Annotated in this window: 11 protein-coding genes; 4 read left to right on the top strand and 7 right to left on the bottom strand. The window is 59.8% G+C overall.

Annotated features, from left to right (window positions below; all coding sequences use genetic code 11):
- Positions 1 to 9: 9 nt before the first annotated feature.
- From SJY10_RS02705 to SJY10_RS02695, 3 genes are all read right to left on the bottom strand, one after another.
- Positions 10 to 783 carry an inositol monophosphatase family protein gene (locus SJY10_RS02705; protein WP_386679507.1) on the bottom strand — a complete coding sequence of 258 codons (774 nt, stop codon included), beginning with the start codon at positions 781 to 783 and terminating at the stop codon, positions 10 to 12.
- The gene (locus SJY10_RS02700; protein WP_386679506.1) at positions 770 to 2113 is read right to left on the bottom strand and encodes a TldD/PmbA family protein; all 1344 of its coding nucleotides are present in this window, start codon (positions 2111 to 2113) and stop codon (positions 770 to 772) included. The genes SJY10_RS02705 and SJY10_RS02700 overlap by 14 nt, the downstream gene beginning before the upstream one ends.
- 79 nt (positions 2114 to 2192) lie before the next feature.
- Positions 2193 to 3689, bottom strand: a complete 1497-nt coding sequence (locus SJY10_RS02695; protein ID WP_386679505.1) for a DUF2125 domain-containing protein — start codon at positions 3687 to 3689, stop codon at positions 2193 to 2195.
- A 113-nt stretch (positions 3690 to 3802) separates the two neighbouring features.
- Between SJY10_RS02695 and SJY10_RS02690 the strand changes: the two genes are divergently transcribed.
- The 4 genes from SJY10_RS02690 (at position 3803) to SJY10_RS02675 (ending at position 7033) form a co-directional block, all read left to right on the top strand.
- On the top strand, positions 3803 to 4561 hold the full coding sequence (locus SJY10_RS02690; protein WP_386679504.1) for an SDR family oxidoreductase: 759 nt from the start codon (positions 3803 to 3805) through the stop codon (positions 4559 to 4561).
- A complete protein-coding gene (locus tag SJY10_RS02685) occupies positions 4558 to 5157 on the top strand; it encodes an enoyl-CoA hydratase/isomerase family protein (protein WP_386679503.1) in 600 nt (199 codons plus the stop codon). The genes SJY10_RS02690 and SJY10_RS02685 overlap by 4 nt, the downstream gene beginning before the upstream one ends.
- On the top strand, positions 5154 to 6323 hold the full coding sequence (locus SJY10_RS02680) for a TIGR03862 family flavoprotein (RefSeq protein WP_386679502.1): 1170 nt from the start codon (positions 5154 to 5156) through the stop codon (positions 6321 to 6323). The genes SJY10_RS02685 and SJY10_RS02680 overlap by 4 nt, the downstream gene beginning before the upstream one ends.
- 506 nt (positions 6324 to 6829) lie before the next feature.
- Positions 6830 to 7033: a hypothetical protein gene (locus SJY10_RS02675; protein WP_090186112.1), complete on the top strand. Its 204-nt coding sequence runs from the start codon at positions 6830 to 6832 to the stop codon at positions 7031 to 7033.
- A 210-nt stretch (positions 7034 to 7243) separates the two neighbouring features.
- Here the strand turns inward: SJY10_RS02675 and holA are convergent, their stop codons facing one another.
- The 4 genes from holA to SJY10_RS02655 all read right to left on the bottom strand — a co-directional run bounded on the left by holA (position 7244) and on the right by SJY10_RS02655 (position 12831).
- Positions 7244 to 8266: a DNA polymerase III subunit delta gene (gene holA / locus SJY10_RS02670; protein ID WP_386679501.1), complete on the bottom strand. Its 1023-nt coding sequence runs from the start codon at positions 8264 to 8266 to the stop codon at positions 7244 to 7246.
- Entirely contained in the window at positions 8263 to 8748 is a 486-nt protein-coding gene (gene lptE, locus SJY10_RS02665; RefSeq protein WP_386679500.1) for an LPS assembly lipoprotein LptE, read from the bottom strand. The genes holA and lptE overlap by 4 nt, the downstream gene beginning before the upstream one ends.
- Positions 8738 to 11296 (bottom strand): leucine--tRNA ligase, encoded by a 2559-nt coding sequence (leuS, locus tag SJY10_RS02660; RefSeq protein ID WP_386679499.1) that lies wholly within the window; start codon positions 11294 to 11296, stop codon positions 8738 to 8740. The genes lptE and leuS overlap by 11 nt, the downstream gene beginning before the upstream one ends.
- A 284-nt stretch (positions 11297 to 11580) precedes the next feature.
- Entirely contained in the window at positions 11581 to 12831 is a 1251-nt protein-coding gene (locus SJY10_RS02655; protein ID WP_386679498.1) for a porin, read from the bottom strand.
- Positions 12832 to 12843: the final 12 nt, after the last annotated feature.

Here is a 12843-nt window from a genome sequence, read left to right as displayed (position 1 = left end):
AGGTCAGGTTCAGACCAGGGCTGCGCGCAATGCACTATGAACCGCACCTGCGGCAAGCACACCGTCAACCTGTGGGTAGGGATTGTTAAAGACAAGCGGTGCGCCGCGACGGTCCGTTGCTGTGCCCTGTGCCTCTGACACGATCAGGCTGCCGGCAGCGATATCCCATTCCCACGACGGGCGCAGCGTCAGCATCGCGTCGAATTTTCCCTGCGCAACAAGACAAAGGCGGTAGGCAAGCGAAGAACGAAAGCCTTTGGAAAAGGGCGGCACCGCACCGCCCTGCCAGAACTGCGGTGCAAGGTTCGGTTTGGTCGTCAGCACATTTGCCGCGGCAAGGTCTGTCACTTGGGTCACTTGCAGCGGCTTACCGTTCACGGTGGCCCCGCCGCCCAGCGTAGCGGCAAACGTCAGGCCGCGCGCGGGAAGTGTTACAACGCCGGAAATGACGCGCCCATTTTCGACCACCGCAAGGGCATGGGCCCAGTCAAGACTTTGGTTGATAAAGGCGCGCGTGCCATCAATCGGGTCGATAACGAACTGGCGCGGTGTCGTCAGGCGGGCGGTGTCATCGGGCGTTTCCTCTGACAACCAGCCATAGTCGGGCCGGGCGCTACGCAAACGTGCGGTCAGCATGTCGTTGACCGCCAGGTCAGCCTCTGTCACCGGGCCTTGCCCCCCATCCTTGTCCCAAACCTGCGGGGCAGACTTGAAGAAACGCAAAGCGATGTCGCCGGCAGCGGCTGCAGCGTCCAGCAATAAGGGCAGGTCAGTCGCCGGCAAGGGTCAACCCCGATACCAGAAGCGACGGCACAACCCGGCTAAGATGCGCACGGGCATCATTGGCCGCGATCATGGTGCGCCACATGTCGCGCAGGTTCCCTGCAATCGTGCATTCGTTGACGGGGTGGGTGATTTCGCCGTTCTGCACCCAGAACCCTGCTGCCCCGCGCGAATAGTCACCGGTGTTCGGATTGATCGTCGATCCGATCATCGACGTGACAAGCAGCCCTGTTCCCATCTGTGCGATCAGCTCATCCCGACTAACATTGCCCTGCGTCAAAGCAAGGTTGGTGACAGAAGGCGATGGCGGCGCAGAGGTGCCGCGGCCAGCATTGGCGGTCGATGGCAGACCCAGTTTTCGCCCGGTGGCAAGGTCCAGCGTCCATCCCGTCAACGTGCCGTTGTCGATCAGGGCGCGGCGCTGCGTGGCCAGACCTTCGGCATCGAATACCTTGGATGCAAAGGCGCGGGGGCGATGCGGATCTTCAATCAGGCTCATGCCGTCTGGCAAAACTTGCTCGCCCAGCGCATCGCGCAGAAACGACGCGCCACGTGCGATTGCGCTGCCATTGATGGCCTGAATAAGATGACCGATCAGTGATGATGCGACCCTTTCGTCGAAAAGCACCGGATAGGCACCAGTCTTGGGGCGACGCGAACCTGCACGCTCTACCGCGCGGGCGGCTGCGGTGCGGCCAATATCCTCCGGCTCGCGCATATCGGACTGAAAGATGCGCGTGTCGTAGTCATAGTCACGTTCCATCCCCGTGCCGGTGCCGCTGATCGCGACGCAAGACAGGCCAATGTCGGACCGCGCGTAGCCGCCGGAAAAGCCATTGGTGGCTGCTGCGTGAATCTGGCGGCGCGAATATCCAGCGCTGGTTTCCGACACCTGAGAGATGCCAGCATTTTCCTGCGCCGCCGCCTCTGCGCGCAAGGCGTAGTCCTGCAGGGTTTGCGGGTCGGGTTCGGGCGAATCGTCACATAGCTCCAGATAGGCGCTATCCGTCTGCGCGGTCAGCTGGCTTGGATCGGCCAGACCCACGGTCGGATCCTCTGGCGCTTCTTTTGCCATGGCGACGGCACGCTCGGCCATCGCCCCAATTGCAGCTGGCCGGCTGTCAGAGGTGGACACACAGGCCTGCCGTTGCCCCAACAGAACGCGCAGACCGATATCGACACCTTCGGACCTCTCTGCCTTTTCCAGCGCGCCTTGGCGCACATCGATCGCAATCGACGTGCCCTGCACCGCAATGGCGTCGGCATCATCGGCACCTGCCCGGCGGGCGGCATCAAGGATCTGTTGGGTCAGCGCAGCAAGATCGGTCATGGGGGCGGTTTCCTTTATGTCGCCCATTCAGGTAGTCCGCGCAGCCGCGCACCGCAAGGTGACGGGCTGCGCGCAAAGGTCAGCGAATCCGCTGGCCGTTGGCCATGACCTGACCGTCTTTCACCTCGATCACTGATTGGACCGCATCTTCACCAACGGGTTTGGCGAACATGCCCAGCATCATGCGCGGCATCATTGCCTGATCTGCCGGGATCAAACCCATGGTAATCAGGCTGTCGATCAGCGCATTTGCACCGGCCACGTCGATCGTAATTGTCCCATCAGGGCGCGGCATGCCCGGAAAGGTCGTCGTGTCAGCATTATCAAAGGTGAACTCACCGGTCCCGTTTACGTTCAGACCGACCGCATCCACAGTCAGGGTATTCAGTGACAAGCTTTCGATCTTGCCGGGGAAGCCAGGCTCCATCGCAAGCGCCTGCGCCTGCTCTGCGTCCATCAGCGGCACGTCCAGTTGCGCCGCACCGGTGATATCCAGCTTGATCGTCGCCGGGTCATGCGGCAGGGCAGCCAACGGATCGACCATTGCCCAAATTTCCTCGTTCACGGTAACGCCGGACAAATCCAGCGCCAGTTTGAACGGCACGGGCGCATCTGTCGGCGCAACCGGCATTGTCATGGCAAAACCGTAAGACGAAGCCGCCAGCTTGAACGGGAACGGCATTTCGCTGCTGGTCAGGTCAGCAGCCACATCACTGGTCGTGATATCATAGGCCAGCCCTTCTGGTCCGACGGAATAGGACATTGTGCCTGGTCCGCTGGTTGCGGTGCCATTGACTGTCGTGGTCCCGTCAACTGCGATGATGTAGGCCGAAGGTCCGCTGGTATAGCTACCCTTGGCGACATAAGCGCCGCCAAACATCGCGGCAGGGTCCGTGAAATCAAGGTCTGCCGGCGCACTGCTGGTTCCCGCGCTGGCAATGCCGTCAACCTTGCCGGAAATCATGACAGAGGTCGCATCCGGTGCCGTAATGTCGATCAGCAGATCGACAGTGCTTGCCGCCAGATCATAGCTGCTTTCCTGCAGATCACCGGTCACCATCGTCGATGTGCCTTTAACGCCATTCAGGGCAACACGCATTTCACCGTCAATCGTGCCTTCGGTGCCGGTCAGCTTGTCCACCGAAATGACATACTGGTCTGCCGCGACATCGTAGTTCAGCGCCTCTGGCGTGCCACTGGCTTTGATGACAGTGCCGGTTTGCCTGATGCTCATTTCAACATCGACGTCCGTTCCGGTGGTGAACGTGACAGGAATCGTGTCGGACAGGGTAATATCGACAGTGCCATCGCCCGCGTCGGTGAAAACAATCTGCGGGATTGTCATGTTGACCGTATCGCCCTCGATATCGCTGTTCAGCGCAAAATCGGTAACTGTAACAGTATCACCGGATGCATCGACGGCGCCGGTCGTGATCTGCGCAGTTGCCGCGTAGTCAGTCATGCTGGCCTGCCAAGCATCCCAGACCTGTTGGGCGGTTACATCCGCATGTGCCGCGGGGGCAAGCATGACTGCCGTCAGGCAAGCGCTTGCACGTAGTGCTTTAGATGTCATCATAGGACTGATCCTTGTAGGACTGAACTGCGGCGCGGCACCCTTGCCGTTCCGGTCCAAGTGGGGAATTTTGATGCAACGCTAAAGTGTCCTGCAACGGACCGAAAGGGAGTGCGATGAAAAACTTTGACATGACCGGTAAAACCGTTCTGATCACAGGTGCAAGCCGTGGCATCGGGGCCGCGGCAGCGCAGGCTTTTGCTGCGGCCGGGGCCAATGTCGCCTTGGTTGCGCGGTCCCGTGAACAGATCACCGAACTTGCCGGGCAGATCGGCAAGAATGCCCTGGCAATCCCCTGTGACGTGTCCCGTTATTGGGAGGCAGAGCAAGCCGTCAGCGCCGCCATCCAGACTTTTGGCAGGATTGATGTTGTCATCAATAACGCCGGCGTCATCGACCCGATTGGCGCGTTAAGCCAGGTCGACCCAGAGGCATGGGGCAAGGCGATCGACATTAACCTTAAGGGTGTCATGCATGGCATGCGGGCCGCGATCGGCCCGATGATTTCCCAAGGGTCAGGCACTATTATCACTGTATCGTCGGGTGCCGCCCATAACCCATTGGAAGGCTGGTCCGCCTACTGCGCCAGCAAGGCGGGCGCGTATATGCTGACACAAGTGGCCGACCGCGAAAACCGCGGCAAAGGCCTGCGGATCCTTGGCCTGTCGCCCGGCACCGTCGCCACCGACATGCAACGCGAAATCAAGCAATCCGGCGTCGGGCCCGTGGCTCAACTGGATTGGTCGGCGCATATCCCGCCCGAATGGGCCGCGCAGGCATTGGTCTGGATGTGCACGCCAGAGGCTGACCCGTGGCTGGGCAAGGACGTATCCCTGCGGGACGACGACATCCGCAAAAAAGTCGGCCTCGCGTGATCAAGACGGCGCGTGATGGCGATCTGGCAATTATAACGCTGGATCGCCCGGACAAAGCCAACGCCCTGACTGCCGGGATGCTGCGCGACCTGATCGACGCCGTATGCGCAGCGGATGCCGCAAAGGCGTTGATCCTGACCGGTACCGGGCCTGTATTCAGCGCCGGTGCGGATCTGGCTGATGTAGCAAAGCTGAAAACCTCGCCCTTATGGGAGGAACTGTCGGCCGCAATCGCCGCGCTGCCCGGACTGACTGTCGCTGCGCTAAATGGCACATTGGCGGGCGGGGCTTGCGGGATGGCGCTTGCCTGTGATCTGCGCATCGCCGCGCCGGGGGCCAGGGTTTTTTATCCTGTCATGAAACTTGGCGTGCTGCCGCAACCCAGTGATCCCGCGCGCCTCATTGCGCTGGCAGGCTTGTCACGGGCAAAATTGATCCTTTTGGCAGGCGCCAAACTGACAGCGCAGGACGCTTTGGCGTGCGGCTTGGTCGACCAGATTGCCGATGACCCGGTCGCCGCAGCGAAAGCCCTGTGCAGTGATGCGCTGGCGGCCGATCTGGTCCACATCCGCGCAATCAAGGAAATGCTGCAGTGACCGATCATAGGACGGCGATCATCGTTGGTGCAGGTCCAGCCGGGCTGATGGCCGCCGACGTTCTGTCCGCCGCAGGCATGGCTGTTACCGTCATGGACCAGATGCCATCCGTCGGGCGCAAATTTCTGATGGCCGGTAAATCGGGACTCAACCTAACCAAGATCGAAAATCCGGCAGACTTCGACGCAGCCTTTGGCGATATGCCCCCTGCCCTACGCGATACCTTGGCCCACTTTGGCCCTGAACAGGTGACCGCCTGGGCCGAAGGTCTGGGGCAGCCTGTCTTTACAGGGTCAACCGGTCGGGTGTTTCCCGTCGCGATGAAGGCCTCGCCACTTTTGCGGGCGTGGCTGCACAGGCTGACGCAACAAGGCGTCACTCTTTTGACGCGCTGGACGTGGACGGGCTGGGACGGCAATGATCTGCGCTTTGACACCCCCGACGGGCCCGTCACGCGCAGCGCAGACATCACAATTTTGGCCTGCGGCGGCGCAAGCTGGCGCAGGCTCGGCTCTGACGGGGAATGGGCCAGACATTTCAGCGACATCGCCCCATTCAAACCGGCGAACTGCGGCTTTCGCGTGGACTGGTCAGACCATATGGGGCCCTATTTCGGTCAGCCAATCAAGGCGACAAGCCTGCAAGCTGGCACTGCGATATCGCGGGGTGAATGGGTTATTACGAAAAATGGCATCGAAGGCGGCGGAATTTATGCCCTGTCTGCTGCCGTGCGCGACGGCGCGCCCCTTTTTGTCGATCTGATGCCGGATCACGATGCTACGGCATTGCAAGTGAAACTGGACGCGGCGCGTATGAAATCGAGCCTTGGCAAAGTTCTGAAATCGACGCTGCGCCTGCCGCCCGTCAAAATCGCATTGTTCAACGAAATGTCGCGCCGCACTAAACCGGCCCGCCCTACCGCCACGCTACTTAAAGCCCTGCCTATCGTCCATAACGGCCCCGCCCCGCTGGATCAGGCAATATCGACCGCTGGCGGGCTACCCTTCGCGCAACTTCACGGGCTGATGTTACAGAGCAGGCCAGGCACATTTGTTGCGGGAGAGATGCTAGATTGGGAAGCACCGACGGGCGGCTATTTAATTACGGCCTGTCTTGCGACAGGCAAGGCCGCTGCGACCGCAGCGCTACGCTTTGTTGAAGGTTAATACGATTCGACTGATTCGGTTGCGATAAGAGCAGGTTATAAGGTGTACCTTATTCGGCCCGCACGCACCGAAAGCTAATAAAACCTTAAAATGCAAGTATCCTTGGTCAATCTGACATCTGTCTAGTTCGCCAGGTAAGTAGCCCCGTTTTCGGTAGGAAAACCTGCATTTTGCCTCCTTACATTGCAGGGAACTGTTGCAAGGTCGCATCGCATTCCGGCGGCGAGTTTAACATAGCGAGGGATGCGTCCGGATAAGCCGACAAAAATCACGCCCTAATGATTTATATTTTGTATATTGCAAACAACAACTTAAGCCTTGCGAACGTTTTTAAAAAAGGAAAAAGCGATCATGCGCTGTGGTGATCGGCAAAGCTCTGCTGAATACTGGCCGTGCAGATGCGGCAACACTGTTGTCCGATTTTCACAAGTATCTTGTTTTGCCCATAAAACGTGGATAGACAACTTGTGATCGTCCACAACGTGCATCTAATTGGAGTACCCACAATGCGCATCACCACTACCCTCGCAGCCGCTGCAGCAATCGCAGTGACCGGTGCCGCAGCTTCCGCTGGCGGCTTGGCCCCTGAAGTTATGGAAGCTCCGGTTGTCGTAGTCGACACACCGATGGCACCTACCGGTTCCGTGAACTCCGGCTACATCGTTCTGGGCCTGCTGGCCGCTCTGGTTGCCGCTTCCGGCTCCTACTAATCCCTCATCGGATTAGAAAAGATTTGAAAGGGCTGGCAATTTGCCAGCCCTTTTTTATTGCGCTGGCCGTTGCCCTGCCCGTTTTGATGGGCTTTTCGAACCATCGTTAAGCGCCACTGCGCGTCCTATGCGACCCAGCGATTCGGCTAATGCCAATCGACCGGTCACAGCAGCAATCGTCGCCTTTAGCTAAAGAATTAGATTTGTAGATCAATGGCGGGCCATCATAGCCAGCCGGATCAACGTCCGTTCCATCAGCGCCTGCTGTGGTGCATGGCTGGCAGAACGCATTGTCAGATCGGTGTCCGTCAGTGCTGCAATTGCGCGTTCCAGCCGATCACGCCCCCATTGCGACGCCTGCCGCACCAACCGATCACGGCGAGGTCCAAAGACAGGCGGCCGCAGCCGGCCAATCCCTTGTCCAGGGCCACCCGGATCAGAGGCGACAACGTGCAACTGCCTGAAATGGCGCATCGCGCCAATGCACAGAGTAATCGGCAACACGCCCTGCGCATAAAGGTCACGCAGCACCGGCCCGATCATTTGGGAATTGCCTTCGGCCACGACGACCAGAATGTCGTCGACATCCACGTCAGCCGACTGCGGGGCCAAAAGCGCGACATCGGCAACACTTAGCGGTTCTGGATCGCCCAGCTTGTAAAGGCCCAGTTTTTCGATCGTCTGCCGGAAATCGCCGGGGGTCAGGCTATGCGCAATTGCCATGATGGCATCCATCACGTCGCGATTCGGGATGGCCAGCTTGGCCGCGTCCAGCAAAATCTGCACATCTTCGGCGTTGGGCGGGTCGTCATAAAGCCCGATAGCAACGCTGTTGCTATGTCCTTCGAACACTTTACGCAGCGCCGATTTGGCCGTCAGCTGACCTGCCGTTACGACCACCTGCGCATCTCCTTCGCGCCAGTCCTCTAGCACGGTGGTCATCAGTTTCGACAAACCGTCTGTCGCGTCCTCGACCAATGCAACCCGGGGGCCGGGAAAAAAGCCTTGTGCCTTGACTGCATCATTCACAAGCGCGGGGTCTTTGCGCAGATCGCTGGCGGCGATGCGCGTCAGACGCATTTCGGATTCGCCTTGGGGTCCGACCAGCGCATTCACGATCTGCCCGCGGGCTGTCGCCACGCGCATCGGATCTGCGCCAAAGATCAGGATACCCGCACGGGTCGCTTGCGGCTTGCGAATAAAATCCGCAGCATTGCGCCCCGCCAGCTTCACTGTGGCAGGTCCAGCAGCATCAGCTGTGCGACGATCTTGTCGCCCAATATGATCATCAACCGCCCCACTGCATCCGTCGCAGCTGATTGCGTTGCCACAGTAGAGCCCGTCGCGGCATAGCTGGTAAACCCGTCGACCTGTCCGCTGCCCCAGATGGTTCCGTCAGCCGCGGTTAACTGCCAGCCTGCAGCCCCGACCACGTTATACCGCAGGGTTGCGCCGCTTTGCGATTGCGCGGCTACGTCCAGTGCCTCTTCGACGTTCACGCTCAGCGTCGCGATCGGGGCGGTCGCCCGCCCCAGCCGGTCAATCAGCCGGCTGCGGATGGCAAACCCGGCGATGGTGTCCGGCGCACTAACCTCGACCGTATTGCGCAGTTTGAGCATGTCGCCGCCCGGTGCCAGCGCGGGCGTGAACCCGCAGGCCCCGACTGCCAACAGCGCTAACAGCGCGACGCGGCGGGGGGGGCGCTTATACGACAATGTTCACGATCCGGCCGGGCACAACGATGATCTTTTTCGGCGTTGCGCCATCCAGATTCCGCTGCACCGCGTCCTGCGCCAGCACCAGTTTTTCGACCGTTGCCGCGTCCGCATCAGCTGCGACGGTGATTTCCGATTTACGCTTGCCGTTAATCTGAATTGGCAGCGTGACCTCGGCATCGACCAACATGGCCTCGTCCGGCTGCGGCCATGGGGCGTGAAGGATCAAACCTTCTCCGCCCAGCATCGACCAGACATCTTCGGCCAGGTGCGGCGTCATCGGAGCCATCAACTGGGCCAACGTCATCGCGACCTGGCGGCGGACGGACGTGCTCGCCTTGGATTTGGACAGCGCGTTTGTGAAAGCATAAAGCCGGGCAATTGCAGCGTTAAAACCAAAGGACTCGACACCAAGGGTCACATCACGGACGGCGCGGTGCATCTCTTTCAGCAGGGCCTGATCATCGTCGGCCGTACCGTCTTGGGCACTTTGCGCAATGTCATTCGCGACACGCCAGACGCGGCCCAGATGCTTGTACGTCGCCTCTGCGCCAGAGGCTGTCCATTCGACATCCCGTTCCGGCGGGCTGTCGGACAGCACGAACCAGCGGGCGGTATCGGCCCCGTACTGACGCACGATGTTGACCGGATCGACCACGTTATTCTTGGACTTCGACATCTTGGCAGAAGGGATCACCTCGACCTGTGTGCCGTCCTGAAGGAAGGCACCGCCGTCGCGCAGCGTGACCTCTTCGGGATAGTGGTAAACGGGACGGCCATCGGGACGCTTGGTCTGATAAATCGCATGGGTGACCATACCTTGGGTGAACAAGGCGTTAAACGGCTCGGCGGCCGTGCTGGGCAGGTGGCCGGTCATGTGCATCGCGCGGGCGAAAAAGCGGGAATACAGCAGGTGTAAAATCGCATGTTCGATACCGCCGATGTATTGGTCGACGTTCATCCAATAGGCGGCGTCGTCCTGGACTGTCGGCGTATCGGCCCGCGGCGCCGTAAAGCGGGCATAATACCACGACGAATCCACAAAGGTGTCCATCGTATCCGTCTCGCGCCGCGCATCCGCACCGCATTTCGGGCAAGCGCAGTTGCGCCACGTCGGGTGCCGGTCGAGCGGGTTGCCGGGGACGTCAAAGGTGACGTCATAGGGCAGTTCGACGGGGAGGTTTTCCTTTGCCTCTGGCACCACGCCGCAGGTGTCGCAGTGGATGATCGGGATCGGACACCCCCAATAGCGCTGGCGGGACAGACCCCAATCACGCAGACGGAACTTGGTGACGCCATGGCCCACGCCGTTCGCTTCGCAGAACGCGATCGCGGCATCCACGGCATCAGTGCCAGTCTGCCAATCTTCGCCAGCGAAACCTTTGACGTAGAACACCTTTTCGGTTTTCGCTGGCGTATAAGCCTCTGTCAGCATCTGGTCCGCGTCTTCGGACGGAAGGAAGGTCGCCGTGATGGGCAAATCATACTTCGTCGCAAATTCAAAGTCGCGCGGGTCATGTGCAGGGCAACCAAAGATCGCGCCAGTGCCGTAGTCCATCAAAACAAAGTTTGCGATATAAACCGGCAATTCCCACGAGGTGTCAAAGGGGTGGCGCACTTTCAGCCCGGTGTCATAGCCGCGCTTCTCGGCCTTTTCCAATGCCTCTTCGGTGGTGCCGCCTTTGCGCACGTCGGCGCAGAATGCTGCGACCGCGGGGTCGTGACGTTCCAGCGATTTCGCCAAAGGATGATCGGGCGAGATGCCGACAAAAGACGCGCCCATCAGGGTGTCGGGGCGGGTCGTGTAAACCTCTACCCGGTCGTGTCCGTCGGGGGCGTCGGTCAGGCCAAAGCTGAACTGCAAGCCACGGGATTTGCCGATCCAGTTGGATTGCATCAGCTTGACCTTGGCAGGCCAGTCATCCAGCCCATCAAGACCTTCAAGCAGTTCTTCGGAATAATCCGAGATTTTAAAGAACCACTGCGTCAGCTCGCGGCGCTCAACCTCTGCGCCAGAACGCCAGCCCTTGCCGTCTTCGACCTGCTCGTTCGCCAGAACGGTCATATCGACCGGATCCCAGTTCACGATCGCCTTTTTACGATAAATCAGGCCCTTTTCCAGAAAATCGAGGAACAGCGCCTGCTGCTGGCCGTAATATTCCGGATCGCAGGTTGCCAGTTCGCGGGACCAGTCAATCGACAGGCCCAGCGGTTTCATCTGATCGCGCATGTCCGCGATGTTTTGATAGGTCCAGTCCTTGGGATGGCCGCCGCTGGCCATCGCCGCGTTTTCGGCCGGCATCCCAAAGGCATCCCATCCCATCGGGTGCAGCACGTTATGCCCGGTAGACATCTTATACCGCGCGATGACATCCCCCATGGTATAGTTGCGCACGTGCCCGATGTGGATGCGACCCGACGGATAAGGGAACATTTCCAACACGTAATACTTTGGCTTGTCATCGCTGCGCACCGCCTTGAACACATCAGCCGCGGACCATGCGGCCTGCCAGCGGGCTTCAATTTCAGCGGGGGAATAGGTGGTCATCTGGTGATGGCTTTCTTCGGGCAGGCCGGATCGATAACGGCAGTGGCAGCTAACGGGGCGGGGAAGCGGATCGGATTGGGCCGGCCGGCTTTGGCTAGATCAGCCAAGCGTCCGGTTTATCCGTAAGATCGCGCGCCGCCGCACCGACGGGTGTTTCGTCAAAAGATGTAGCGAAGCAAGCGGGCCGTCACAAGTCCGATAGACCGGGACATGCCCGAGCGCCCGCGCAAACGAAAAAGGGCGGCCCCGAAGGACCGCCCCAATCTTGAAGTCTTCAGGTTCGATTAGAACGTGAAGGAGACGGCAACAGTTGTGCCCTCGTTAACTTCGTAGGCGTTACCGATTTCGTCGTTGTCACCGGTGTAGGTGTCGCCGGAGTCGCCGTAAGCTGCGATCAGGCTAGCACCGCCACCCAGGTCGTACTCGGCAGCGACGTATGCTTCGTATGCATCGCTGTCGTCGTCGTTCTGGATGTAGCCAGCGTACATGGCAAGGCCCATGCCGAAGTCATAGGAGCCTTCCAGGCCGATTTCCTGGTCGGTACCATCGTGGTAGTAAGCAGTCGCTGCGACAGGACCGTTAGCGTAGGCAACAGCCACACCGTAGTTGTCGTCGGTGTCAGACTCGAAGGAGTAGAACACAGTCGCGGTGACCGGACCGAAGGGGTAGTCCAGCTGCAGACCGATGGAGTCTTCTTCGGTGTCCAGGTTCTGCGAGTATGCAGCCTTGACGTTTGCGCCGGAGAATGTGGTCGAAGCGAACAGACCGATGATTTCGTCAACGGAACCGTCATCGCCAGCAACGTCGTCGTTCGTGCCGACAACGCCGTCGGTGCCAACTTCGTCATCAGACGCATCCACCAGCATCGCATCAACGCCCTGCTGGTATGTCACACCCAGTGTGAACGCACCGAAGGTGGACACTGCGCCGACCTGCAGACCGTCAAGACCGTCGAAGTCGTCGTTGGTTGCTTCGCCGTCAGCCATCAGGAAGGACAGCGATGCCGTCACAGGACCGTAGGCCAGATCGCCGCGGATCACGCCATCAACGAAGTCGCCGTTGTCAGCGCCGTCGTTCACGTCGTCGACTTCCAGGAAGCCGTCGGTTTCCATGTTGGTGGTGCCGGACCAGGTCTTTTCGGACGCAGTTGCGGTGTCACCGATGTACAGAGCAGCGCCCTGACCTTCGACGAACACGACGAAGTCGGAACCGTCGATAGAGATGTTGTCGAATGCGCCGTCGCCGGAGGAGTCAGAAACCAGACCGGTTTCGCCCGGTGTTGCTTCGTTGAAGCCCAGATCGACGTCCAGTGTCAGACCGGCGGTCAGACCCATGTTCATGCCAGCGGTTGTCGAAATCGCCAGGCCACCGTCGAAGTAGAAGCCGCCTTCGACTTCTTCGTTGTAACCGAACTCGCCGTCAGCGCCCCAGACAACGCCCTGCGGGCCCATCATGTCGGCGGACTCGTGGCTCTCTGCCACTGCAGCACCAGCAAAGGCAACCAGCGCGGTCGAGGTAAGAAGGATGCTTTTCATGGATAATTCCCT

The sequence above is a fragment of the Loktanella sp. R86503 genome, assembly GCF_042466455.1.
Classification (GTDB): Bacteria; Pseudomonadota; Alphaproteobacteria; order Rhodobacterales; family Rhodobacteraceae; genus Loktanella.
Note: the sequence above shows the minus strand (reverse complement) of the source record. Positions and strands in the feature narration are given on the sequence as shown.

Coding starts and splice junctions, on each gene's coding strand:
- SJY10_RS02700 (WP_386679506.1), bottom strand. CDS start 2,113: ATGACCGATCTTGCTGCGCTGACCCAACAGATCCTTGATGCCGCCCGC.
- SJY10_RS02655 (WP_386679498.1), bottom strand. CDS start 12,831: ATGAAAAGCATCCTTCTTACCTCGACCGCGCTGGTTGCCTTTGCTGGT.
- SJY10_RS02695 (WP_386679505.1), bottom strand. CDS start 3,689: ATGATGACATCTAAAGCACTACGTGCAAGCGCTTGCCTGACGGCAGTC.
- SJY10_RS02675 (WP_090186112.1), top strand. CDS start 6,830: ATGCGCATCACCACTACCCTCGCAGCCGCTGCAGCAATCGCAGTGACC.
- SJY10_RS02690 (WP_386679504.1), top strand. CDS start 3,803: ATGAAAAACTTTGACATGACCGGTAAAACCGTTCTGATCACAGGTGCA.
- leuS (WP_386679499.1), bottom strand. CDS start 11,296: ATGACCACCTATTCCCCCGCTGAAATTGAAGCCCGCTGGCAGGCCGCA.